The organism is Nonomuraea antimicrobica (assembly GCF_039536965.1).
In the GTDB taxonomy this organism is placed as follows: Bacteria; Actinomycetota; Actinomycetes; order Streptosporangiales; family Streptosporangiaceae; genus Nonomuraea; species Nonomuraea antimicrobica.
The window spans coordinates 40,838-63,982 of sequence record NZ_BAAAZP010000187.1 but is presented as its reverse complement, the minus strand read 5'-3'; the positions used below and the strand labels follow the sequence as shown (position 1 = coordinate 63,982).

At 71.8% G+C, this 23,145-nt stretch carries 20 protein-coding genes; 6 read left to right on the top strand and 14 right to left on the bottom strand.

The window, feature by feature from the left end:
• Positions 1-2: 2 nt before the first annotated feature.
• Genes ABD844_RS42270 through ABD844_RS42255 form a run of 4 tightly spaced genes read right to left on the bottom strand, consistent with a single transcriptional unit; the run spans position 3 to position 7,100 of the window.
• A complete protein-coding gene (locus ABD844_RS42270) occupies positions 3-3,224 on the bottom strand; it encodes a 2Fe-2S iron-sulfur cluster-binding protein (RefSeq protein ID WP_344891765.1) in 3,222 nt (1,073 codons plus the stop codon).
• A complete protein-coding gene (locus tag ABD844_RS42265; protein WP_344891762.1) occupies positions 3,221-3,469 on the bottom strand; it encodes a sarcosine oxidase subunit delta in 249 nt (82 codons plus the stop codon). The genes ABD844_RS42270 and ABD844_RS42265 overlap by 4 nt, the downstream gene beginning before the upstream one ends.
• Positions 3,469-4,671, bottom strand: a complete 1,203-nt coding sequence (locus tag ABD844_RS42260; RefSeq protein WP_344891759.1) for a sarcosine oxidase subunit beta family protein — start codon at positions 4,669-4,671, stop codon at positions 3,469-3,471. Before ABD844_RS42260 ends, ABD844_RS42265 begins: the two co-directional genes overlap by 1 nt.
• Entirely contained in the window at positions 4,668-7,100 is a 2,433-nt protein-coding gene (locus ABD844_RS42255; RefSeq protein WP_344891756.1) for a GcvT family protein, read from the bottom strand. Before ABD844_RS42255 ends, ABD844_RS42260 begins: the two co-directional genes overlap by 4 nt.
• Before the next feature lie 214 nt (positions 7,101-7,314).
• Here ABD844_RS42255 and ABD844_RS42250 point away from each other — a divergent pair, with 214 nt between their 5' ends.
• Entirely contained in the window at positions 7,315-8,319 is a 1,005-nt protein-coding gene (locus ABD844_RS42250; protein ID WP_344891753.1) for a helix-turn-helix domain-containing protein, read from the top strand.
• Here ABD844_RS42250 and ABD844_RS42245 read toward each other — a convergent pair.
• The 6 genes from ABD844_RS42245 to ABD844_RS42220 all read right to left on the bottom strand — a co-directional run bounded on the left by ABD844_RS42245 (position 8,312) and on the right by ABD844_RS42220 (position 14,594).
• Positions 8,312-9,070: an SDR family NAD(P)-dependent oxidoreductase gene (locus ABD844_RS42245; protein WP_344891750.1), complete on the bottom strand. Its 759-nt coding sequence runs from the start codon at positions 9,068-9,070 to the stop codon at positions 8,312-8,314. The two genes, ABD844_RS42250 and ABD844_RS42245, sit on opposite strands and share 8 nt — an antisense overlap.
• Before the next feature lie 116 nt (positions 9,071-9,186).
• The gene (locus ABD844_RS42240) at positions 9,187-11,463 is read right to left on the bottom strand and encodes a tetratricopeptide repeat protein (protein WP_344891747.1); all 2,277 of its coding nucleotides are present in this window, start codon (positions 11,461-11,463) and stop codon (positions 9,187-9,189) included.
• Between the two features lie 19 nt (positions 11,464-11,482).
• On the bottom strand, positions 11,483-12,238 hold the full coding sequence (locus ABD844_RS42235) for an SCO6745 family protein (RefSeq protein WP_344891745.1): 756 nt from the start codon (positions 12,236-12,238) through the stop codon (positions 11,483-11,485).
• Between the two features lie 48 nt (positions 12,239-12,286).
• Positions 12,287-13,099, bottom strand: coding sequence for a diaminopimelate epimerase (gene dapF / locus ABD844_RS42230; RefSeq protein ID WP_344891742.1), 813 nt, complete (start codon positions 13,097-13,099; stop codon positions 12,287-12,289).
• A 9-nt stretch (positions 13,100-13,108) separates the two neighbouring features.
• Positions 13,109-14,014 (bottom strand): tRNA (adenosine(37)-N6)-dimethylallyltransferase MiaA, encoded by a 906-nt coding sequence (gene miaA / locus ABD844_RS42225; RefSeq protein WP_344891739.1) that lies wholly within the window; start codon positions 14,012-14,014, stop codon positions 13,109-13,111.
• Between the two features lie 13 nt (positions 14,015-14,027).
• On the bottom strand, positions 14,028-14,594 hold the full coding sequence (locus tag ABD844_RS42220) for a methylated-DNA--[protein]-cysteine S-methyltransferase (protein WP_344891736.1): 567 nt from the start codon (positions 14,592-14,594) through the stop codon (positions 14,028-14,030).
• A 264-nt stretch (positions 14,595-14,858) separates the two neighbouring features.
• On the opposite strand from ABD844_RS42220, the gene ABD844_RS42215 reads away from it, so the two are divergent.
• From ABD844_RS42215 to ABD844_RS42205, 3 genes are read left to right on the top strand one after another with little or no spacing between them, the layout of a single operon-like run.
• Complete coding sequence (locus ABD844_RS42215) at positions 14,859-15,095, top strand: hypothetical protein (RefSeq protein ID WP_344891733.1); 237 nt, start codon at positions 14,859-14,861, stop codon at positions 15,093-15,095.
• Between the two features lie 5 nt (positions 15,096-15,100).
• On the top strand, positions 15,101-15,742 hold the full coding sequence (locus ABD844_RS42210) for a nucleotidyl transferase AbiEii/AbiGii toxin family protein (protein WP_344891730.1): 642 nt from the start codon (positions 15,101-15,103) through the stop codon (positions 15,740-15,742).
• A 58-nt stretch (positions 15,743-15,800) separates the two neighbouring features.
• On the top strand, positions 15,801-16,718 hold the full coding sequence (locus ABD844_RS42205; RefSeq protein WP_344891727.1) for a ribonuclease Z: 918 nt from the start codon (positions 15,801-15,803) through the stop codon (positions 16,716-16,718).
• Here the strand turns inward: ABD844_RS42205 and ABD844_RS42200 are convergent.
• The 4 genes from ABD844_RS42200 to miaB all read right to left on the bottom strand — a co-directional run bounded on the left by ABD844_RS42200 (position 16,691) and on the right by miaB (position 21,361).
• The gene (locus ABD844_RS42200) at positions 16,691-17,344 is read right to left on the bottom strand and encodes a class III extradiol ring-cleavage dioxygenase family protein (RefSeq protein ID WP_344891723.1); all 654 of its coding nucleotides are present in this window, start codon (positions 17,342-17,344) and stop codon (positions 16,691-16,693) included. The two genes, ABD844_RS42205 and ABD844_RS42200, sit on opposite strands and share 28 nt — an antisense overlap.
• 71 nt (positions 17,345-17,415) lie before the next feature.
• Positions 17,416-18,159 carry an isocitrate lyase/PEP mutase family protein gene (locus tag ABD844_RS42195; protein WP_344891720.1) on the bottom strand — a complete coding sequence of 248 codons (744 nt, stop codon included), beginning with the start codon at positions 18,157-18,159 and terminating at the stop codon, positions 17,416-17,418.
• Between the two features lie 221 nt (positions 18,160-18,380).
• Positions 18,381-18,968, bottom strand: coding sequence for a hypothetical protein (locus ABD844_RS42190; RefSeq protein WP_344891717.1), 588 nt, complete (start codon positions 18,966-18,968; stop codon positions 18,381-18,383).
• Between the two features lie 890 nt (positions 18,969-19,858).
• On the bottom strand, positions 19,859-21,361 hold the full coding sequence (gene miaB / locus ABD844_RS42185) for a tRNA (N6-isopentenyl adenosine(37)-C2)-methylthiotransferase MiaB (protein WP_344891714.1): 1,503 nt from the start codon (positions 21,359-21,361) through the stop codon (positions 19,859-19,861).
• A 137-nt stretch (positions 21,362-21,498) separates the two neighbouring features.
• Here miaB and ABD844_RS42180 point away from each other — a divergent pair, with 137 nt between their 5' ends.
• Positions 21,499-22,254, top strand: a complete 756-nt coding sequence (locus tag ABD844_RS42180) for an amino acid ABC transporter ATP-binding protein (RefSeq protein WP_344891711.1) — start codon at positions 21,499-21,501, stop codon at positions 22,252-22,254.
• Positions 22,255-22,272: 18 nt separating this feature from the next.
• The gene (locus ABD844_RS42175) at positions 22,273-23,145 is read left to right on the top strand and encodes a glutamate ABC transporter substrate-binding protein (protein WP_344891708.1); all 873 of its coding nucleotides are present in this window, start codon (positions 22,273-22,275) and stop codon (positions 23,143-23,145) included.

Genomic DNA, 23,145 nt, shown 5'->3' with positions numbered 1-23,145 from the left:
ACTTATAGGCCGTCGATCGCGTCGAGCAGCCACTCCGCCAGGTACCTGGTGTAGGACGACCTGACGTAGATCCGGTAGGTCTCGGGGTCACGCCGTTCCAGGACGACCGAGGTCCTGCCGAGCAGGGTCTGGGCGTGGCCGGGCAGCGTGTGCAGGTCGAGGGGGCAGCCGGTGATCAGGACGTCCTCGGCCGACGGGCCCGACAGCTCCAGGACCGTCCGTTGGCCCGACACGTCCACCCAGTCCCGCCGGGGTTCTGCGGCCCCGCGGACGAGCCACCAGGACGGGCCCAGCCGCAGGCCCACCCCCGGATCCGGGCCCCGGGTCTCCCACATGGGCTCGAACGGCACCTCGCGCAGCCGTACGGACGCGCCGCCCGCCGCCTCGAACCTGGCCGCGAACGCGGCGGCCGGACTCTCGGCCCTGACCTCGAACGCCCGCCCAAGACCCGCCTCCCGCACCTTCGTCGCTTCCGCTGAAGGCTCGCCCTCGCGCCGGGCGTTGTCCGGGTCGTAGAAGACGGGCTCCACGACGGTCACCGGCAGGGCCGCCGCCCCCGACACGGCGACGAGCCGATCGCCGGGCACCACATCCCTGGCCAGGGCCAGGCAGAACGTGCGGCCCAGCGCGGGCCCGACGTAGCTGGAGGTCACATGCCCGAGCATCGGCCGGGCCGGTGACTCCTCGGCCGCAGCCGGCTCAGCCGGTGAGGGGCCAACGGCGACCAGTTGGGAGCCCTCCTCCACCAGTGCGGCCGGGTCGTCCGGCAGCAGGCCGACCAGGTGCTTGCGGCCCGCCCTGGCGGTGTCGGGGCGGGCGTGCGAGCGTCTGCCGACGAAGTCTGGCTTGCGCGCGGAGACGATCCAGGACATGCCGAGGTCCTGCGGGGTGACGGTGCCGTCGGTCTCCTGCCCGACGATCGCGAACCCCTTCTCGGCCCGCAGCACGTGCATGGTCTCCGTCCCGTACGGCACCGCGCCCGCCGCCAGCACCGCCTCCCACAGCGCCCGCCCGTACGCCCACGGCACGTTGACCTCGTACGCCAGCTCACCCGAGAAGCTGATCCTGAACACCCGGCCGGGCACGCCCAGCACGTCGGTGGCCAAGCACCGCATGAACGCCAGGTCGAGCGCCCCGGGCGCGACCGACGCGAGCACCGTCCTGGCCCGCGGACCGGCGACGGCCACGGTGGCCCAGTGGTCGGTGACCGACGTGAACGAGACGTCCAGGCCGGGCCACTCCGTCTGGTGCCACTCCTCCAGCCGGTCGAGCACCGCGGCGGCGTTGCCCGTGGTCGTGGTCATGAGGAAGTGGTCCTCGGCCAGCCTGGTCGTGGTGCCGTCGTCGAAGACCATCCCGTCCGCGCCGCACATGAGGCCGTAGCGGCAGGCGCCGACGGGGAGGGTGGAGTAGAGGTTGGTGTAGATCCGGTCGAGGAAGGCCCCGGCGTCCGCGCCACGTATGTCGATCTTGCCGAGGGTGGAGGCGTCCATGGCGGCCACGCCGGTGCGGGCCGCGTGGCACTCGCGCCGGACGGCGGCCTGCATCGTCTCGCCGTCCCGTGGGAAGTACCACGGGCGTTTCCACTGGCCGACGTCCTCGAACACCGCTCCTCTGGCCACGTGCGCGTCGTGCATGGCGGTGGTCCTGACGGGGTCGGACAGCTCGCCGCGGTCGCGCCCGGCCAGGGTGGCGAAGGAGACCGGCGCGTACGGGGGCCGGAACGTGGTGGTGCCCACCTGGCCGGGGTCCGCGCCGAGGAGCGTGGCCATGACGCCGACGACGACCGCGCCCGAGGTCTTGCCCTGGTCGGCGCCGGTCCCCGCGGTGGTGTAGCGCTTGACGTGCTCGACCGAGCGCATGCCCGTACCGGCGGCCCTGGCCAGGTCGGCCACGGTCACGTCGCGGTGCAGGTCCGCGAAGGCGGGCTCCTCCGGCTCCTCCGGCTCCTCCGCGACGCCCGCGTCACCCGTATCGCCCGTATCGCCCGTATCGCCCGTGCCGCTTTCGACCGCCCACAGGGCGGCAGGCGGGCGCGGGGGTCGTTCGTCGGATTCGGGCACCCGAAGCCCACGTGGATGGTGCCCGGCGGCCTCGGCCCCGGCCGCGTAGCCGTCCGCGATGGCCTCGCGGGTGCCGTACAGGCCCCGGCAGGCCCCGGCGGACCGCTCCGCCTGGGCCGAGGCGCCCGGCACGAACGCCTGGAGCGCCTCGTCGAACCTGACCCGCCCCTGCGACTGGCTGAACAGGTGCACGGCCGGGTTCCAGCCCCCGGCCACGGCCAGCAGGTCGGCCTCGAAGTACGCCGAGCCCACCCGTACGCCGGTCAGCACGCCCTCCTCGTCGCCCGTGGTGCCGGTGACCACCTGTCCGGCCAGGGCGCCGGACGAGCCGGGGCGCGGGTCGACGATCGCGACGATCTCCACCCCGGCCGCCGCCAGGTCTCGCGCCGCCTCGTACCCGGAGTCGGCGCACGCGAAGACCACCGCCCGCCGCCAGGGCGCGACCCCGTACCGGTTGGCGTACGCGCGGGCGGCCGAGGCCAGCATCACGCCCGGCCGGTCGTTGCCGGGAAAGGCGACGGAACGCTCGTGCGCCCCCGTCGCCAGCACCACCCGGCCCGCCCTGAGGTGCCACAGCCGCTCGCCCCGCGCCCGCCGTTCCACCGCCACCACGTAGTTGTGGTCGTAGTAGCCGACGGCGGTCGTACGGGTGAGCACCCGGCCCGGCAGGTCGAGCCCTGGCAGATCAAGCGCGGCCACCCAGTCCAGCGCGGGCGCGCCGTCCAGGAGCAGCCGCGAGTTCAGCAGGTCGCCGCCGAGCCGGGGCTGCTCGTCCAGCAGGATCACCCGCGCGCCCGACCGCCCGGCCGCCACGGCGGCGGCCAGCCCGGCGGGGCCGCCGCCGACCACGAGCACGTCGCAGTGCAGGTAGCCCTTGTCGCAGCGGCGATCGTCGGTCGCGTCGAGGTCCACCCGGCCCTTGCCGCGCAGGCTCCACGCCTCCAGCCCGTCGTACAGCGCCACGGTCGTGGCCGCCAGCATCGGGTCCGGGCCCACCCGGACCAGGGCGTTCGGCTCCTCCGTACCGGCGCTGAAGATCCCGCGCGGCCGGCCCAGCTCCACGCTGCGGCCCACCACCCGCACCCCGTTGCGCAGCAGGGCGGCGGCCAGCGTGTCACCCGGCTCGCCCCGCATCGGACGGCCGTCGAACGTGAACCTCATGGCGTCTTCCTGATCTCGTGGGTCACGGTGTGCCGTTCGACGGAGAACCAGGTCCGGCAGCCGTGCACGTGGAACCAGCGTTCGCGGAACCAGCCCTTGGGGTTGTCGCGCAGGAAGACGTACTCGGCCCATTGCTGGTCGGAGAGGGCGGCGGGGTTCTCGGGGTAGGAGATCCCGGCCTGGCCGCCATAGTGGAACTCGTTCTCGTCGCGGGGGCCGCAGTGCGGGCAGTCGATGAGCAGCATCAGTGCGCCACCGCCGCCGCGCCGTGCTCGTCGATGAGCGCCCCCGTGCCGAACCTCTCCAGCGCGAACGGCTCGGCCAGCGGATGGGGACGGTCGTGGGCGATGGTGTGGGCGTACACCCAGCCGGAGCCCGGGGTGGCCTTGAAGCCGCCGGTGCCCCATCCGGCGTTGACGTACAGGCCGTCGACCGGGGTGCGGCCGATGACGGGCGAGGCGTCCGGGGAGACGTCCACGATGCCGGCCCACGTTCGCAGGACGCGCACCCGGCTGAAGATCGGGAACAGCTCCAGCGCCGCCGCCATCTGCGCCTCGATCACGTGTACGCCGCCACGCTGCCCGTACGAGTTGTACGCGTCGATCCCCGCCCCCATGACCAGCTCGCCCTTGTGGGCCTGGCTCACGTACACGTGGACGGCGTTCGACATGACCACGCAGTCGAGCACCGGCTCCAGCAGCTCCGACACCAGCGCCTGGAGCGGGTGCGACTGCAGGGGCAGCCGGATCCCGGCGTGCGCGGCCAGCACCGAGGTGTGCCCGGCCGCGGCGAGCGCGACCTTCCCCGCGGCGATCCGGCCGCGCGAGGTGCGCACCGCCGTGACCCGGTTGTTCGCGATCTCGAACCCGGTGACCTCGCAGCCCTGGATGAGGTCGATCCCGTACGCGTCCGCCCGGCGGGCCAGCGCCCAGGCCACGTGGTCGTGCTTGGCGATGCCGCCGCGCCGCTGCAGCGTGGCGCCCATGACCGGGTAGCGGGCCCGGGGTGACACGTTGACGATCGGGCAGAACTTCCTGACCTCGTCGGCGTCGAGCCATTCGGCGTCCACGCCGTTGAGCCGGTTGGCGTTGACCCGGCGCCGGCCCTCGCGCACGTCGCCCAGGTTGTGCGCCAGGTTGAGCACCCCTCGCTGGCTGAACTGCAGGTCGTAGTCCAGCTCCGCGCTCAGCCCCTCCCACAGCTTCAGCGAGTGCTCGTAGATCGCGGCGCTCTCGTCCCACAGGTAGTTGGAGCGGATGATCGTGGTGTTGCGGGCCATGTTCCCGCCGGCCAGCCAGCCCCGCTCCAGGACGGCGACGTTGGTCAGGCCGTGGTTCCTGGCCAGGTAGTAGGCGGTGGCCAGGCCGTGCCCGCCCCCGCCCACGATGACCACGTCGTAGGAGGGCCTGGGCTCCGGGTTGCGCCAGAGGAAGTCGGGGTGGGTCAACGTCTGATCTTCTCCATCCCGGGGTCGTACAGCGGCTCGGCGGCGACCTCCGCGGGGACGCGGCGGCCGAAGTAGGAGATGTCCACCTGTGTCCCGGGGGTTGCCAGCTCGGCCGGCAGCCAGGCGTACGCGATGGGGCTCTGGACGGTGTGGCCGTAGGCGGCGCTGGTGACGTACCCGACGGTGCGGCCGTCGTGCCGGACCGGCTCCTTGCCCATGACCACCTCGGCGCTGAGCAGCGGCACCAGCTTGCGGCGCACGTCCGTGGAGAGCGCGTCGCGGCCGAGGAAGTCCTTGTCGGCCTTGACCGCGAAGCCCAGCCCGGCCTCGTACGGGTTGTGCTCGGTGGTCATGTCCACGCCCCAGAGCCGGTAGCCCTTCTCCAGCCGCAGGCTGTTGAACGCGGCCCGGCCGCCGGCGACCGCCAGCCCGGGGGCCCAGAGCGTGTCCCAGAGCTTGAGCCCCATGTCGGCGCTGGTGTACAGCTCCCAGCCCAGCTCGCCCACGTACGACACCCGCAGCGCCAGCACCGGGACATGCCCGACGTATCCCCTCGCACAGCCGAAGTAGCGCAGGCCCTCGTGCGACAGGTCCAGGTCGGTCAGCCCCTGCACCAGCTCCCTGGCCCGCGGGCCCCAGACGCCGACGCAGCAGGTGCCCGGGGTCAGGTCGCGCACCCGCACCCCGCCGGGGGCGTGCCGGGTCAGCCAGTCGAGGTCGAGGTGGCCGTTCGCGCCGACCTGGAACGTGTCCTCGTCGAGCCGGGCCACCGTGAGGTCGGAACGGATGCCGCCGTGCACGTCCAGCAGCAGGGTGTAGGTGACCGAGCCGGGCTTCCTGTCCACGTTGTTCGTGGTCATCCGTTGCAGGAACGCCGCCGCCCCCGGCCCGGCGACCTCGATGCGCTTGAGCGGCGTCATGTCGTACAGGGCCACCCGCTCCCTGGTGGCGTACGACTCGGCGGCGGCGATCGGCGACCAGTGGCGGCCCGCCCACACGTCGCGCCGCCCGGTGCCCGTGAGCGCCTCGGAGTCGCCCCGCCGTACGAGGTCGGCCAGCAGCGGCGCGTTGGCCTCGAACCACTGCGGCCGCTCCCACCCGGCCCCCTCCAGGAAGTACGCCCCCAGCTCCCGCTGCCGCTGGTGGAACGGGCTCGTACGCAGCGGCCGCGGCGACTCCATCGGCTGCAACGGGTGGATGACGTCGTAGACCTCGACGAAGTTCTGCCTGCCGCGCTCCTCGACGAAGGCGGGCGAGAGCTGCGCCTGCTCGAACCGGTTCAGCTCGCACTCGTGCAGGTCGACCTCGGAACGCCCGTCCACCAGCACCTGGGCCAGCGCCCGCGCCACGCCGGCCGAGTGCGTCACCCAGACGGCCTCGGCAAGCCAGAACCCGTCGAGGTGCGGGGCCTCGCCGATCAGCGGGAACCCGTCGGGGGTGAAGGAGAAGATCCCGTTGATGCCGTCCTCGTACTTGGACTCGGCCAGGGCCGGCAGCAGCTCGACCGCGTCCCGCCAGGCCGGGTCGAAGTCCTCCGTGGTGAACGCCTGCACCGAGGGCATGGTGGTGGCCTTCTGGCCGATCTCGTCCTGGGTGACCGGCATGGGGCGGTGGGCGTAGGAGCCGATGCCGACGCGGTCGCCGTGCTCCCGGAAGTACAGGTCGCGGTCCTGGTGGCGGAGGATCGGGCCCGGCTCGTTCGCGGGCCGCCGCATCGGCAGCGGGCCTGACTTGGCGTACTGGTGGGCCAGGGGCAGCAGCGGCACGGTGAGCCCGGCCAGCGCGCCGATCGAAGGACCCCAGAAGCCCGCCGCGCACACCACCACGTCGGCCGGGATCGTCCGGTACTCGCCCGAGGCCGGCCCCGAGGTCAGCACTGCCACCCCGGTGACCCGGCCGCCGCGCTGCTCGATGCCGACCACCGTGTGCCGCGGCAGGAACCTGGCCCCGCGCTCGGTGGCCCGCGCCGCCTGTGCCTGGCCGCACGCGACCGCCGCCGCCAGCCCGTCGCCCGGCACGTGGAAGCCGCCGAGCACCTTGTCCCGGTCGAGCAGCGGCCACAGCGCGGCGCACTCGGCGGGGTCGAGCAGGCGGGCCTCGACGCCCCACGACTCGGCCCAGCCGTGCTTGCGGTGCAGGTCGAGCCAGCGCTCCTGGGTGGTGGCCACCTCCAGCCCGCCGACCTGGCGGAAGCACTCCGCGCCGAGGGCCGCGTACTTGCCGGCGGTGTAGGCGGCGAACTCGGTCATCGTCTTGGACGGGTTGGTCTGGAAGACGAGGCCGGGGGCGTGCGAGCTGGATCCGCCGGTGGCGAAGAGCGGGCCCTGGTCGACGACCGTGACGTCCGTCCACCCCCGCTCGGTGAGCTCGTCGGCCAGGGCGCAGCCGACGATCCCCGCTCCTACGATCACCAGACGAGGTCGGCTCATGGCGCCTCCGGTTGTTCCTTAATACGCAACATGCGCCGGACTACGCAACGACGATAGAGTCCAGGACCCGCCGGAACAAGAGCCTCGCGAGCGGCCTTACCCCGCCGATCCGGACAACGAGGGCGTCCATGACGGCGTTTACCGGCGGAGATCGTTTCCGTGCGCGGCCCGGCCGAGTACGCTGACCTCGGATCATCGCAGGGGAAAGGGCGACATGGCGCAACGTCGCTTACTCGAGGGGCTCGGTGTCACGGTCACCGAGGAGACCGCCTACCGGGCCCTGCTCCGGCACGGCCCCGCCACGCTGAGCGAGCTGGCCGTCGAGACCGGCTCGTCGGCCGCCGCCATCCGCCGCATGCTGCCCCGGCTGGAGGACCTGGCGCTCTGCTCCCGGGTCGCCGGACGTCCGCTGCGCGTGGTCGCCACGCCGCCGAACATCGCCGTCGACATCCTGGTCGCCCGCCGCCAGGAGGAGATCACCCACAGCCGGGCCGCCGCCGCGCTGCTGGCCACCGAGGTCGCCGAGCGCGGCGGGCCGCACCCGGAGGAGGTGCTGGAGGTGGTGACAGGGCGCGACGCCGTGGCCCGGCGCTACCTCCAGCTCGAACGCAACGCCACCCAGGAGATGCTGGTGCTGGTGCATCCGCCGTACGCGGTGGACATCAGCGACGACAGGGAGAACCGCCAGCGCGCGGCCCGCCAGGGCGCGCTCGTCACCCGCGGCATCTACAGCCCACTGGCCTTCGAGCAGCCCGGCATGCTGGACCACACCCGCCGCGCCGTCGCCGACGGCGAACAGGCCAGGCTCGGCCAGGTGCCCGTCAAGCTGGCCGTCGCCGACGCCCGCACGGCCATCCTGCCGCTGGTCTCCGACGAGGACCGGGCCGTGGAGAGCGCGCTCGTGGTGCACCCGTCGGCGCTGCTGGACGCCCTGGTCGGGCTGTTCGAGACGTTGTGGCGGGCGTCCGTCCCGCTGCGCCTGGTGGAGGAGACCCCGGGGCCGGAGGCGTGGCCGCAGGCCCCCGACACGGAGGTGCTGACCCTGCTGGCGGCCGGCATGAAGGACGACGCCATCGCCCGGCAGCTCGGGCTCAGCCCGCGTACGGTGCAACGCCGGGTCCAGGTGCTCTGCGAGCACCTGGGCGCCAGGACCCGCTTCCACGCCGGCTTCCTGGCCGCCCAGAACGACCTCCTGGCCGAGGGCGACGGGCTCAGGTGATCAGGATCCCGCCGTCCACCGGCAGCGTCACCCCCGTGACGTACGACGCCGCGTCGCTCGCCAGGAACACCGCGGCCGCGACCAGCTCGTCCGGATCGCCCGCCCGCCCCATGACCACCCGCGACTCCAGCATCCCCGGCAGATAGCCCGGTGGGTACTGCTCGGTCATCTCCGAGGCGAAGAACCCGGGCTCCAGGCAGTTGACCCGGATGCCGCGCCGCCCGGTCCACTGCTGCGCCAGGTCGCGGGTGAGCCCGGCGACCCCCGCCTTGGACGCGCTGTAGGCGGCCTGCGGCAGCCCGGCCGTGGTCTCGCCGAGCACGCTGCCGATGTTCACGATCGACGAGCCGGGCCGCATCACCCTGGCGCACGCCTGCGCCATCCAGTAGGTGCCGTGCAGGTTGACGTCGACGACCCGGCGGAACTCCTCGGGCGTCTCACGCACCGCGGGCACGGCCGTGCCGACCCCGGCGTTGTTGATCAGCACGTCGACGCCGCCCATCGCCTCGACGGCGGCGGCCACGAGCGCGTCGCAGTCTTCCGGCCTGGACACGTCGGTCGCCACGGCCAGGCAGCGGCGGCCGGTCTCCTCGACCTGCCGCCGCGTCCGCTCCAGCGGCTCGGTGCGCCGGGCGCCGATCACCACGTCGGCGCCCGCCTCGGCCAGGCCGCGGGCGAAGGCCACCCCCAGCCCCGACGACGCTCCGGTGACGATCGCCACCTTGCCGTCGAGCCGGAACCGCTCCAGCACGTCAGCCCCACCTTCCACCCGGACGACCACACGCGGCACGCCGCCGACATGATGCGGCGGCGTGGGAGAGCGGCACGCCGCCCCGACGTGGTGCGGCGGCCGCGGGGAAAGCGGGCCTAGAGCCCGTATTCCTTGACGATGCGCTCGTGCCGCTCGATCTCGACGTCGATCTCGCGGGCCAGGTCGAGCCAGGCCAGCGGGTGCACCCACCGCTCGGTGGCGTCGTCGAGCAGCGCGTCGACCTCGTTGGCCGAGACGTTGGGCGGCACCGCGACCCAGCCGAACACCCCCGGCAGCGACTCACCGGAGCTGGGGTGGGTGACGGTGTAGTTTTCGTCGCTGTAGACCCACATCGGCCAGCCGCGCTCGGCCATGACCTCGGTGAACTCCGCCCAGTCCGACTCGCTCGGCGCGGCGCCGTCGAAGAAGAAGCTGGTGTAGCCGCCGGGCCGCAGGATGCGCACCGCGGCGAACGGCGGCACGAAGTTCTGCTGCTCCTGCGGGTCGTCGGGTACGGGCTCGAGGAGCTGCGGGTCGAAGACGACCAGGTCGCCGGCGTTGTAGTCCATCCCCCGCGGCTGCGGCAGGGCCAGCCGGGCGGTGGCGGGGCCGGTGCGGATGGACAGCACCTGACGCTGGCCGCCGTCGGGCGCGGGCAGGATGAGCCTGATGAGGCCCATCTCCTCCTCGATCGGGCCCTCATTCGACTTGATCGGCATGCCGATCTTGGCCGCGCCCTTGCGGACCGTCTCCCAGTCTTCCGCCGAGGTGGCCATGACGATCATGCGCCAGACGTCTTCTTCGGTCAGCTCGTCGAGCACCTCCAGCAGCACCTGGGCCGCCCTGGGGTTCTGGTCGAGCTGCTGGGCCGCGCCGGACAGCAGGCGGCGGGCCTCGATGCCGGCCCCGGCGGCGATGGCGTGCTCGCCCGAATCGACGGTCTCCTGCCAGCGCTCGCGGGCGCTGTGGAGCCTGGCGAGCGTGAGGTGCTGGGCGGCGTGCGGCAGCATGGCGGCCATCTGCTCCAGCCGCTCGTCCTGGCGGGCCTCGATGAGCAGCGTGGTCAGGTAGGCCACGTCGTCGGAGTCGGCGGTGGCGATGCCGTCGGTGTCGACCAGCATCTTCCAGTAGATGTCGGCGCCGGTGGCCGGGTAGCCGAGGAAGCCCATCGTGGTGGTGTGGCGGCGGGTGGCCTCGAGATCCTGCCCGGACAGCGGGGCCAGCCAGCCGACCCACCTCTCCGGGTCGGCGTTGAAGCCGTCGGCGGCGTCGAACAGGCCCACCAGCTCTTCCCGCGGGCCGGGCGCCTCGGGCTCCTCGGTGGTGTCGGCGGCGGCGCGCAGGGCGGCGATGCGCTCGGCCACGCCCGCGCTCTCGCGCAGCTCGGCGGAGGCGGACTCGGCCACGTCGGCCAGCAGCCTGGCCTGCCAGGCGCCCTTCCTGCCGAGGGCCAGCTCGCCCGCGACCAGCGCGAGCTCGACGCGGGCGCGGTAGCCGCCCATCATGCCGAAGTAGTCGATCCACTGGCGCACGACACGGCCGAGCTGCCAGGTGTTGGTGATCTGGGCGGAATCGGCGAGCTTGCTGACGGCGTGGGCCCACTCGACCCAGACGCGCGGGTGCTCGCCCACCACGTCGAGGTCGGGCAGCGCGTCGACGGCCTCGGCGGTGCGGCCCAGCGTGGCCAGGATCAGCGCGCGCCGCACGCCGTCGCGGTGCTCCTTGGCCACCGGGTCGTCGGCCTGGAACTCGGCCGCGGCCTGCAGCGCGTTGAGCGCGTCTTCGGCGCGGCCGGCGGCAAGCAGCGCGCGGGCGCTCTCGGCGCCCAGCTCCCAGCTCGCCTCGCGGCCGGCCGTGCGCAGCCGCTCGACGGCGGACTCGGCGTAGGTGACTGCCTCGTCGGGCTTGCCGGCGTCGATGAGCGCGGCGACGTATTGGGTGACCAGGCCGGCGAAGGCCGGCTTCTCGGGGCTCAGGCCCTCGAGGTGGGCGCCGAGCGTCTCCAGGCGCTCGGCGGCGTGGCCGGGCCCGTCGGCGTTGGCCCACGCGATGGCCAGCGCCTCGACGGCGGCCACGGTGGCCGGGCACTCGCGGACCTCTTCGCGCTGAGCGAACGACAGGAGCTGCTGGGCGTCGTCGAGGGCCACCGCTCCCTGGGCCCGATCGCCGATGCGGCCGACCAGGTGCCAGTAGCGGGAGTAGAACTCGAGCCAGGGCAGCTCCAGCGCCTCGGCCTGCTGGGCGATGGCCGGGGCCATGACGTCGAGCTGCGGATATCGGCCCTCGTAGGCCTGTGCGGGGAGGTCTCCCAGCGCCATGGCGAGGCCAACGTTGCCCGCCTCGGAAAGCTGCTGCTGGGTTTCGCCGACCCAGGCCCAGATGTCCACGTCCATGGGCAGCCAGTCTGCCAGGTCAACGAGCGTCCCCAAAACGCAGGAGCTCGATCAGCTCGTCCGATTGCGCGTCGGTCAGGACCCCGAGCACCTCCGCCATCAGGTCGTCGGTGATCTCCTCGACGGCGGCGCGCTTGGCCACGACCTCGGGGCCCGGCTCGGCGTACGGCTCGGGCCAGGTGAAGAACCTGGCGACGTCCGCGCCGGTGACGGCCCCGAAGGGGGTGGTGTCGTGCGCCGCGGCCAGTGTGGCCTCCAGCGGATGTAGCCCGGCCGCGATCACGGCGTTGGCGTGCAGGCCGCCGCGCAGCTCGCGTACGACGTGCATGAGCTGCACGGCCCTGGCGGGCGGGTCGGCGGGCAGCGGCACGGCCCGCCAGCCCGCGAACAGCGGCGCCCCGACGCAGGACGCCTGCTCCACGACCGGCGAGAGCAGCTCGGCGATCCTGGCGCAGCCTTGGTGGCCGCCCAGCTTGCGCCTGCCCCACGCCTGGCACACCTCGGCATAGAGTTCGACGGCGCGGTCGACCGCGAGCTTGCGTCCGCCGTTCCAGCTCTCCTCGACGTGGGCGGGCGGGAAGAAGACCGCCACCGACGTGACGACGTCGGCCTCGCACTCACCGAGTACGCCGCAGCGGCCCCTGAAGTAGAACTCCCGGGGACCGAGCCCGTACTCCTCGCAGACGGCCTTGGCCTCTCTGGAGATCATGAATCCACCGCCAACCCGGCCGATGGGCCCCTTGACCTGGGCGGCGGTGGTGCGTGGGTCGGCCATGTCCACCTCTCAGTTCGCGAAGTGAACCCAGCATTCCCTATTAGAACTTCATTCTGCAAGCATCAGCTCGCCGCTGGCCACGATCACCGCCGGGCCGGACAGGTAGCTGGTGTCCTCGTCGAGGATGACGGTCAGCGTGCCGCCCGGCACCTCGACCGTCCACGTGCCGGTGGTGTCGCCCGTCAGGCTCGCGGCGGCGACGGCCGTGGCGACCGCGCCGGTGCCGCACGAGCGGGTCTCGCCGGAGCCGCGCTCGAAGACGCGCATGACCACCCGGCTGGTGCCGACCGGGTTGAACAGCTCGATGTTGACCCCGGTGGGGAAGACGCCCGTGTCGAAGCCCGGCTGGTGGTTGAGGTCGAGCTGGACGACGGGGTCGCCGATCGCGCAGGCCAGATGGGGGTTGCCGAGGCTGATGTGGAGCCCGGCGTACTCCTGACCGCCCACGGTCGCCACGCTCTCGCCCTGGACGACGGGCTTGCCCATGTCGACCGTGATGTCGCCGTTCGGCTCCACCCGCACCCTGCGTACGCCGCCCCTGGTCGCCACCCCGAACTCCGGCGCGTGCTCCAGCCCGGCGTCGAGCAGGTAGCGGGCGAACACGCGCATGCCGTTGCCGCACATCTCGGCCACGCTGCCGTCGGCGTTGCGGTAGTCCATGAACCACTCCGCCGCCGACGAGTGCTCGGACACCTCGTGGCTGCGCTTCGTACGCACCACTCTGAGCACGCCGTCGGCCCCGAGGCCGGCTCTCCTGTCGCAGATCCTGGCGACGAGCGCGGCCGACACGTCGACCTCCCCGTCGGGATCAGGCAGGATGACGAAGTCGTTCTCGGTGCCGTGCCCCTTGAGAAAGCGCATTGTAGGAGTTTATTCGCACGAGTGTCCGGCAATGAGCGCCAGGGTCCGATCAAGGAGATCGGGAGCGTCGTACGGCAGCCACCGCACCCGCGGGTCACGGCGGAACCACGACTCCTGGCGCCGGGCGAAACGCCTGGTCAGCCTGACCGTCTCGGCCATCGCGTGGTCCTCGCTCCACTCGCCGGCGAGGAAGCGGGCGACCTGGGCGTAGCCGAGGGCGCGGCCGGCCGTACGCCCCTCGGCCAGGCCCTGCCCGAGCAGCGTGCGCACCTCGTCCACCAGGCCCGCCCGCCACATGCGCTCGACCCTGACCTCGATCCGCTCGTCCAGCACCGGCCTGGGCACCTCCAGGCCGATCTGCACGCTCGGGTAGACCGCGTCGTAGGACGGCATGGTGGCCGAGAACGGGCGGCCCGACAGCTCGATCACCTCAAGGGCGCGCACGATGCGCCGGCCGTTGCTCGGCAGGATGGCCGCGGCGGCGGCAGGGTCGCGCTCGCGCAGGCGTTCGTAGAGGGGGGCCGGGCCGCGCTCGGCCAGCTCCGCCTCCAGCCTGGCCCTGATCTCCGGCTCCGTGCCGGGGAACTCCAGCTCGTCGATGGCCGCCCGTACGTACAGGCCGCTGCCGCCGACCAGCACGGGCACCTCGACGGCGTCGATGACGGCCCTGGCCAGCTTCTGGTACTCGGCCACGCTGGCCGTGACCGTCACGTCCCAGACGTCGAGCAGGTGGTGCGGGACGCCGCGCCGCTCGGCGAGGGTGAGCTTGGCCGTGCCGATGTCCATGCCGCGGTAGAGCTGCATGGAGTCGGCGTTGACGCACTCACCGCCGAGGCGGAGGGCGACGTCGACGGCGAGGTCGGACTTTCCCGCGGCCGTGGGACCCACCACGGCGATGACTGGCTGCTGGCGCACGTCGACCAGTTTGCTAGAGATCGAGGAGAGACGGTGGCAGATATCCCTCGTGGGTCAGCAGCCACCGCTTGGTCTCGACGCCCTCGCCCCCGCTGAACCCGCCCAGCCCCTTGCCCGCCGCGATCACGCGGTGGCAGGGCACGACGATGGGGATCGGGTTGGAGCCCATGATCGAGCCGATGCCCCTGGCGGGCACGGAGGACCCGGCCAGACCGGCCAGCTCGCCGTAGGTGACGGCGGTGCCGTACGGGACGCCGTGCAGTGCCCGCAGCACCCGCAGCCGCGAGCCCGACATGAGCCGCCAGTCGATCGGCGTCTCGAACGTCTTCAGCTCTCCGGCGAAATACGCGTTCAGCTCGGCGACGGCGAAGGCCGTACGATCCGCATCATGAACCTCAGCCAGCTCGAGGCGGCCGGCCAGCCGGGCGTGCGAGCCAGGGGCCGACACCCGGCCCGACGCCCAGCCCGAGGCCACGATGCCGATCTCGGTGACGGCCAGCACGAACGGGCCTACCGGGGTGGCCACCTCGGCGAAGGCGACCGTCCCCTCCAGGGCCGGCTCCTCTCGGGCGGGCTCCACTCGGGCGCGCTCCTCTTGGGCGGGCATCATGTCCTCACGTGAACTCGTGGTGCTGGGCACCTCCAGCGCGGTTCCTACCCGTCACCGTAACCACAACGGGTAGAAATTTCTTTCGAGTATGACCAACCGGCGGGACAGTGGTGAACTGCAGAAGCGTCCAGGAACGGGCAGACTGGAGGTGTGGACACTCGGTCTCCATACGCAAGCCGCCGACCGTACCTCGTTCCCGCCAGTCTCGATGAGCTGGCCGGTCCGGTCACCGGCGTGGTCCGGCTGCCCATCCACCTCGACTGGTCAGAGCAGCGGGTTTACGACTTGGACGACACTGCCCAGCTGGGCCTCATGTACGAGCGTGTCATCCGTGAGGCGGCTCACACCGATGACCTCCGCAGCTACCTGAACGCTTCGGTCCTGATCCGCATCTGGCCGCGCCTCTTCCTGCCCGTGCAGGCGAGGCAGACGTGGGAAGCCCGTTTCCGGCATCTGGCGCGGGCCGCGTAGCGACCATGGACCCTCTGCACGAACGGGTCACCAAGATCGGCTTGCTGGCCACCGAGCGCTTCGGCTTCGCCCTCGCCGGCGGTTATGCCGTCCAAGCTCATGGATTCCTCACCCGGCGTTCAGAGGATGTGGATCTCTTCACCTCGGTTGGTGGCGACTTCGATCTCGCGGTACGCGCGGCCGTAACGGCGTACCGCGAAGCCGGTATGAAGGCTGAGATCGCCCAGGAGAGTCCAGGCTTCGCCCGCCTGCTGGTCGTCGATGATGTGGGGCGCTCAGTGAAGGTCGAGTTGGGGGTCGACTGGCGCGCCCATCCACCGGTCCGGCTGGAGATCGGCCCTGTTCTGCACCAGGACGATGCCGTCGCGAACAAGGTGGCCGCCCTCTACAGCCGCGCCGAAGTCCGCGACTTCGTTGACGTTGACGCGGTGCTGCGCAGTGACCGTTACACGATGGACGATCTGAGCCGACTCGCCGCCGAAGCTGATCCAGGCTTCGACAAGGCCATGTTCGCCGTGGCTCTGTCCGCTCTCAGGCGGATCCCTGATCAGGCGCTCGCTCACCATGACCTGTCGGCCGACGACATCACGAAGCTACGCGAACGTTTCCGGCGCTGGGAACGGTCTGTCGGATCAGACCATCCCTGATGCCCTCGATCGAGACACGAATCGCCAACATCCGCACCGAACCCATAGCATCGCGCTCGTGTCAAACCGCGAACTCGTAGTACTCGGCACGGCCAGCGCGGTTCCTACCCGTCACCGTAACCACAACGGCTACCTGCTGCGCTGGGACGGTCAGGGCTTCCTCTTCGACCCCGGCGAGGGCACGCAGCGGCAAATGGTGCACGCCGGGGTGAGCGCCCGCGACGTGCACTGGCTCTGCGTGACGCACTTCCACGGCGATCACTGCCTGGGCGTGCCCGGGGTCGTGCAGCGGATCGCCCGCGACAAGATACGCCATCCGGTGCGCGCCGTCTTCCCGCGCTCCGGCGAGACGTACTGGCGCAGGCTCCGCCACGCCGCCGTCTTCGCCGACACCCACGTCATCTCCGAGCATCCGCTCTCCGGTGACCTGGCCGGCGTCGGCCCGCTCGTCGCGCGCCGCCTGTCGCACCCCGTCGAGTCCTACGGCTACCGCGTCCAGGAGCCGGCCGGGCGCCGCATGCTCACCGACAGGCTGGCCGCCCACGGCATCCGCGGCCCCGAGGTCGGCGAGCTGCAGCGCACCGGCTCCGTACGCGGCGTCACCCTGGCCGAGTGCAGCGTCCCCCGGCCGGGGCAGAGCGTGGCGTTCATCATGGACACCCGGCTCTGCGACGCCGTCTTCGAGCTGGCCTCGGGGGCCGACCTGCTGGTGATCGAGTCCACGTTCCTGTCGTCGGAGAGCGCGCTGGCCAAGGAGTACGGGCACCTGACGGCGTTCGAGGCGGGCGTGGTGGCGGCCGACGCGGGCGTGCGCAGGCTGGTGCTCACCCACTTCTCCGAACGGTACGGCTTCGACTCCGAGCCCGTCTTCACCGCCGAGGTACGCCGCAACTTCGACGGCGAGGTGGTGCTGGCCCGCGACCTGATGCGCATCCCCGTGCCGAAGCGTCAGGACAGCCACGACCCGGCGAAGTAGCCGACGCCGTAAGGTGCGATCGCCGTCAGCAGCCGTCCCTCGTACGTCCTTCCGCCCGCCGCGCCCGCCAGCACCTGCAGGGCGGCCCGGCCGCTCACCCACAGCCGGTCTGCCTGGACGGGGTCGAGCCCGGCCAGGACCGCCGGGTCGCCGGTGGCGAGCGCCTTCGCGATCAGGTCGTTGAACGGCCCGGCTGCCTCGTCGTACCGGCCAGGGGCCCGGGGGCTGAGGCAGGCCGAGCCGTCGGCCATGACCAGCAGCGCCACGCTCTCCCCGCCTGTGGCCAGCCCCTCGCCCACCGCCCGGCACTCCTCGCTCGCGGCGTCGAAGGCCACGGACTGGAGGCCGTCGCACGGGTGGTCGCCCAGCAGGACGCGGGCCACGGTCAGTGAGAGCGGCAGCACCGGCTCGCCGGTGCCGGACGTGTGGTCGAGCCCCCAGGGGCGCAGGGTGCCCGTCGCGCCGCCGTCGTACGCGGTCGTGGTGTCCGCGCCGCCCACGACGACCAGTCTGTCCGGGCGGGCCTCGCGCAGGGTGGAGATCGCGGTGTGGCAGGCGGAGCGGAGGTCGGGCATCCCCAGCACGACCAGCGGGGTTGGCGGGCAGACGGCCGCGGCTACGAGCACGGGCGCAAGCGTACGTGTCCCCGCCGCACCACCGGCACCACGCCCTCCCGCGGCGTTTCCGGAAGCCTCGCTCAGTAGGGGCTGTGCCCTTCGCGCACCGTGGCGAACAGGCCCTTGGCGTAGGAGTGGACCGCCTGGTACAGCCCGCCGCCGAAGCTGATCCTGGCCACCCCGAGCCCCGCCAGCCCGGCGAGATCCGGCGTCCCCGGCCTGAACAGCACGTTGACCGGCCGCCCCGTCACCTCGCGGACCAGCGCCTCGATCTCGTCGCCGTCGTCCAGCCCGATGGGGTACAGGCAGTCGGCGCCCGCCTCCAGATAGCGCCGCCCGCGCGCGACTGCCTCCTGCCTGGTGGCCGTTCCGTGCAGGTAGACGTCGATCCTGGCGTTGATCACCAGCGCGTCCCCGGCGGCGGCGCGTACCTCGGCCAGGAAGTCGGCCTGCTCGGCCACGTCGACCATGCCGCCGCGGGGCGGCACGGAGTCTTCCAGGTTGCAGCCCACGGCACCGGTCGCGAGCAGGCGTTCGACCAGTTCGGCGGGTTTGAGACCGTAACCGCGCTCGATGTCGGCGGTGACGGGCACGCCGACGGCCCTGACCACCCGGGCGACGGCGGCCATCATCTCGTGGACCGGTGTGGCCTCGCCGTCGGAGTAGCCCAGCGCACGGGCGACGCCGGCGCTGCTGGTGGCCACGGCGGGGAAGCCGGCGTCCTGGACGGCGCGGGCGGAGGCGGCGTCCCAGACGTTGGGGAGGACCACCGGGCTTCCCGGGACGTGCAGCGCACGCAGCTCGGACGCTCTGTCAGTCGTCATGCTCCGAGCCTACGCAGGCGGTGACACCCGCTGAAGGTCCAGTGCGCCGCATTTACGGCAAGCCACTCCCCCGGCGCCCGTGGGCCCCGAACAGCGGCCTTCGCCACGCCACGCGCACGTCACCGAGCGTCGGCGACCGCCCGCTCCGCCTCAGGCGGCGGGGCGGGCGTGGAACGGCGCGCTTTCCTCCCGGGTCAGCAACCGCTCGTCTTCCTTCTGGGTCAGCAGCCGCTCGTCGCGCACTGGCCGCTGACCTCACCCGCCGGGCCGTCCGCCGGGGTGTCCGCGGGGGTGCCGCTGCCGGACGACTGCGGCGGCTTGGAGGGGGACGCGGTCGACGGCTTCTTGCCGTTGCCTCCCTGGGCGTTGCCGTCGGAGGAGCCGTTGCCCGTCGAGTCGGAGCCCGTCGAACCGTTGTCGGCGGGGTCGCCACCCGCGCCAGGGTCGGCGACGTCGCCCATGCTGCCGTCGTCGGGCGGGTCGGTGGACAGGCCGCCGTCGGGGTCGTCGGTGGTCGCGTCGCCCATGGTGGCTTCGTCGTCGCCCTGGAGGTCGTCGGCGCCCCCGGCGGTCTGGGAGGGCGCGGGGCCGCCGGTGCTCTGCTGCGCGCTCCCGCCGGGGTTGCCCGCCAGCAGGTAGCCGGCGCCGCCCGCCACGAGGAGGCCGACGAGCACCGAGGCGACGATCAAAATGATCTTCTGGTTGTTCTTCGGCGCCTTGTGGGAGGAGGATTTGTCGCGCGTCTCCAGACGGGCGTCTCCCGGCCCGTACAGGATCTCCTGACGGTCCGCCTCGCTCGGATCTTGCATGGGGTTACAGCTCCCTGCGGTCGTATCGGGGAAAGCTCGCCGGCTTCCGCGGGTGATGGACCACACTAGCCGCAACGGAGGAATGCTCGCACAACAATCACAAAGGAATCACGACTTGTCACCCCTTAGATCCATTCGCCCAGGTAGCCGCGCCCACCTGGCACCGGTGGCCGGAGCCGTCGGGGTACTCGTCACCGCGGTGCTGGGGATATTTCTGGCATTCACCAACTCGCCCGAATCTTCACCGCAAAGACCTCGGGAATTTGATCAGGAAACCTCGCTTTCCCCACGTCCGGCTTCACCACTCTGGGCATCGGATATGACACAAACAGCGACCGCGGCGCTTCTGTCGGCGGCGCCTTCCCATGGATCGCTCCATTTCCCCTCCCCGCACCCGGACGACGTCTTTCCCGGCCATTCGCCGCCGCACTGGGTCGAGGCGGTGCCGCCGTGGGCGGCGGCCCTCCCGCTCGTGACGGCGGGCACCCCTGGGTTCCTGCCGACGCCGGGATCCTCCCCCACCTCATCCGTACGGGCCCGGCCGGACCGCCCTCGGTCCCCGTCCGCGCGCCCCCTGACGCCCCCGCGCGAACGTCCTCCCGGGCGGCGGGGCGCCCCGGCCCCGGAGGCGTCCCCACAGGCGCCTCCCCGCGAACGCCCCCTGCCGGAGCCGATCCGTGAGGCGGACCCACCACCGCCACCGCCATCGCAGGAACGCGGCATGCCCCTCCCCTGCGCCACGTTCCACGACTTCCGCCGCCAGGCCTGCTACGACGTGCTGAACCGGCTCAGGCGCTGACCACGACAGGAGGGCGGCACCGGATCGACCGGTGCCGCCCTCCAAGGAACTCTTCGGAACTCTTCGGAAGTCCGTGGAACCTCCGAGAGACTCAGTGCGCCGAGCAGCCGCCCGTGGCAGCGGGCAGGGGAGCCGGTCGGCCGATGGTCGGCATGCCCAGCAGGACCCCGGAGCCCGGCGACCCGGCCGCGCCGCCGCCCTGACGGGCCTCCCAGGCGTCGCCCGCCCGGGTGCGCCGCAGCCCGAGCACGCCCCCGTCGGCCACCAGGTGGTGCGGCGCCGCGTACGTGACCTCGACCGTCACCATGTCACCCGGCCGCGGCGTCTCGGCCCCGACGGCGAAGTGCACGAGCCGGTTGTCGGGAGCGCGCCCCGACAGCCGTCGCGTGGTCTCGTCCTTGCGGCCCTCACCCTCGGCGACCAGCACCTCGAGCCTGCGGCCCACCTGCTGCTTGTTCTCCGCCCAGGAGATCTCCTCCTGGAGGGCCACCAGCCGCTCGTAGCGCTCCTGCACGACCTCCTTGGGCACCTGGTCGGGCATGGTGGCCGCGGGCGTGCCTGGCCGGATGGAGTATTGGAAGGTGAAGGCGTTGGCGAAGCGGCTCTGCCGGACGACGTCGAGGGTGCCCTGGAAGTCTTCCTCCGTCTCGCCGGGGAAGCCGACGATGATGTCGGTCGAGATGGCCGCGTCGGGCATGGCCGCGCGCACCCGTTCGATGATGCCGAGGTAACGCTCGGCCCGGTACGACCGCCGCATCGCCCGCAGCACCCGGTCGGAGCCCGACTGCAGCGGCATGTGGAGCTGGTGCATGACGTTGGGCGTCTCGGCCATGGCGGCGATCACGTCGTCGGTGAAGGCGGCCGGGTGCGGGGAGGTGAAGCGCACGCGTTCGAGGCCCTCGACACCGCCGCAGGTGCGCAGCAGCTTGCCGAAGGCCAGCCGGTCGCCGAACTCCACCCCGTAGGTGTTGACGTTCTGCCCCAGCAGCGTGACCTCCAGCACGCCCTGCTCGACCAGCGCCTGCACCTCGGCGAGGACCTCGCCGGGACGGCGGTCCTTCTCCTTGCCGCGCAGCGACGGCACGATGCAGAACGTGCAGGTGTTGTTGCAGCCGACGGAGACGGACACCCAGGCGGCGTAGGCCGACTCGCGCTTGGTGGGCAGCGTCGAGGGGAAGACCTCGAGCGACTCCTTCAGCTCGACCTGCGCCTCGCCCTCGATGCGGGCCCGTTCGAGCAGCACCGGCAGCGAGCCGATGTTGTGCGTGCCGAACACCACGTCGACCCACGGCGCCCTGCGGACGATCTCACCCTGGTCCTTCTGCGCCAGGCAGCCCCCGACGGCGATCTGCATGCGCGGATTGCCCACCTTGGCGGGCCGGAGGTGGCCGAGGTTGCCGTAGAGGCGGTTGTCGGCGTTTTCCCGGACGGCACACGTGTTGAACACGACCACGTCGGCCGTCTCCCCTGCGGGGGCGGCCACGTAGCCGGCCTCCTCCAGCAGGCCGGAGAGCCGCTCGGAGTCGTGGACGTTCATCTGGCACCCGTATGTGCGCACTTCGTAGGTGCGGGCGCCCTCCTGAGTCACAGTCATGGCACGTTCAAGGGTAGTCGCAGTCAGGCTTGACACGGCCCTTGCGGTTCCAAAAGGCCAGCTTGATGGCGTGATGTGATCGGATCGGTACCGCCTGGTTAGTGCGCGGCGCTCCAAGGGCCTCTACGTTTTACTCCATGACGGAGAACGGCGACGCCACTCCACTGGTCCGGTTGGAGAACGTCAACAAGCACTTCGGGACATTGCACGTCCTGAAGAACATCAACTTGACCGTCTCTCGTGGCGAGGTCCTGGTCGTCATCGGCCCTTCGGGCGGCGGGAAGTCCACGCTCTGCCGCACGATCAACCGGTTGGAGACGATCAACGACGGGCAGATCGTGTTCGACGGCAAGGTGCTGCCCGCCGAGGGGAAGGCGCTGGCAAAGCTCCGTTCCGAAGTGGGAATGGTCTTCCAGTCGTTCAACCTGTTCGCGCACAAGACCATCCGGGAGAACGTGACGCTCGGCCCGACCAAGGTCCGCGGCCTGGCCAAGGACGCCGCCGACAAGCGGGCCATGGAGCTGCTCGACCGGGTGGGCATCGCGGCACAGGCGGACAAATATCCGGCCCAGCTCTCCGGCGGTCAGCAGCAACGCGTCGCGATCGCCAGGGCGCTGGCCATGGACCCGAAGATGATCCTGTTCGACGAGCCCACCTCCGCACTGGACCCCGAGATGGTGCAGGAGGTGCTCGACGTCATGGTCGGGCTGGCCCGCGACGGGATGACGATGATGGTCGTCACGCACGAGATGGGGTTCGCCCGCCGGGCCGCCAACAGGGTGGTGTTCATGGCGGACGGTCAGATCGTGGAGGAGAACACCCCCGACGAGTTCTTCACCAACGCGCAGACGGACCGGGCGCGCGACTTCCTTTCGAAGATCCTCACGCACTGATTACTGAGGCAGGTACACATGCACATGCGTCGAGCGGGAGCGGTGCTCTCGGTAGCGGCCCTGGCCGCGGGCCTGACCGCCTGTGGCGGCGACGGCGGCAGCGGCGGCGGGACGTTCGCCACCGTGGCCGACAAGATCACGGGCGGCGGCACCGTGGTGGTCGGCACCAAGTGGGACCAGCCGAGCTTGGGCCTGAAGATGGGCAACGAACCCGAGGGCTTCGACGTCGACGTGGCCAAGGCCGTGCTGAAGGAGATAGCCGGCGGCAAGGACGTGAAGGTCGAGTGGAAGGAGTCGGCCTCGTCCAACCGCGAGCCGTTCCTTGCGAACGGCACGGTCGACATCATCTTCGCCACCTACTCGATCACCGAGGAGCGCAAGGCCAAGGTCACCTTCGGCGGCCCCTACGTCGTGGCCCACCAGGACGTCATGGTCCGCAAGGACGACACCTCGATCAACAGCCCGCAGGACCTCAAGGGCAAGAAGATCTGCAAGGCCTCCGGCTCCAACTCCTACAAGCGCATCACCGACCCGCCGCCGGACGGCGAGCTCGACATCGACGCCACCACCGTCGACGCGGCGAACTACTCCGAGTGCGTGCAGAAGCTGACCGGCAGCAACCTCGACGCCGTCACCACCGACGACCTGATCCTGGCGGGCTTCGCCAAGCAGGCCGGCGGCAACTTCAAGGTGCTGGGCCAGGGCTTCACCGACGAGAAGTACGGCATCGGCCTGAAGAAGGGCGACACCAAGACCTGCGAGGCCGTCAACAAGGCCGTGCAGACCCTGTGGTCCAACGGCACCATGAAGACGCTGCTGGACAAGTGGTTCGGCGGCATCCAGGGCCTCAAGGTGTCCGACGCGGCGCCGCCGGCCGAGGGTTGCGCCTGA

What these genes read in the sequence shown, in the direction of transcription:
- ABD844_RS42270 (WP_344891765.1), bottom strand. Translation starts at nt 3,224, where the DNA reads ATGAGGTTCACGTTCGACGGCCGTCCGATGCGGGGCGAGCCGGGTGAC.
- ABD844_RS42265 (WP_344891762.1), bottom strand. Translation starts at nt 3,469, where the DNA reads ATGCTGCTCATCGACTGCCCGCACTGCGGCCCCCGCGACGAGAACGAG.
- ABD844_RS42255 (WP_344891756.1), bottom strand. Translation starts at nt 7,100, where the DNA reads ATGAGCCGACCTCGTCTGGTGATCGTAGGAGCGGGGATCGTCGGCTGC.
- ABD844_RS42250 (WP_344891753.1), top strand. Translation starts at nt 7,315, where the DNA reads ATGGCGCAACGTCGCTTACTCGAGGGGCTCGGTGTCACGGTCACCGAG.
- ABD844_RS42240 (WP_344891747.1), bottom strand. Translation starts at nt 11,463, where the DNA reads ATGGACGTGGACATCTGGGCCTGGGTCGGCGAAACCCAGCAGCAGCTT.
- ABD844_RS42235 (WP_344891745.1), bottom strand. Translation starts at nt 12,238, where the DNA reads ATGGCCGACCCACGCACCACCGCCGCCCAGGTCAAGGGGCCCATCGGC.
- dapF (WP_344891742.1), bottom strand. Translation starts at nt 13,099, where the DNA reads ATGCGCTTTCTCAAGGGGCACGGCACCGAGAACGACTTCGTCATCCTG.
- ABD844_RS42210 (WP_344891730.1), top strand. Translation starts at nt 15,101, where the DNA reads ATGGACCCTCTGCACGAACGGGTCACCAAGATCGGCTTGCTGGCCACC.
- ABD844_RS42195 (WP_344891720.1), bottom strand. Translation starts at nt 18,159, where the DNA reads ATGACGACTGACAGAGCGTCCGAGCTGCGTGCGCTGCACGTCCCGGGA.
- ABD844_RS42190 (WP_344891717.1), bottom strand. Translation starts at nt 18,968, where the DNA reads ATGCAAGATCCGAGCGAGGCGGACCGTCAGGAGATCCTGTACGGGCCG.
- miaB (WP_344891714.1), bottom strand. Translation starts at nt 21,361, where the DNA reads ATGACTGTGACTCAGGAGGGCGCCCGCACCTACGAAGTGCGCACATAC.
- ABD844_RS42180 (WP_344891711.1), top strand. Translation starts at nt 21,499, where the DNA reads ATGACGGAGAACGGCGACGCCACTCCACTGGTCCGGTTGGAGAACGTC.
- ABD844_RS42175 (WP_344891708.1), top strand. Translation starts at nt 22,273, where the DNA reads ATGCACATGCGTCGAGCGGGAGCGGTGCTCTCGGTAGCGGCCCTGGCC.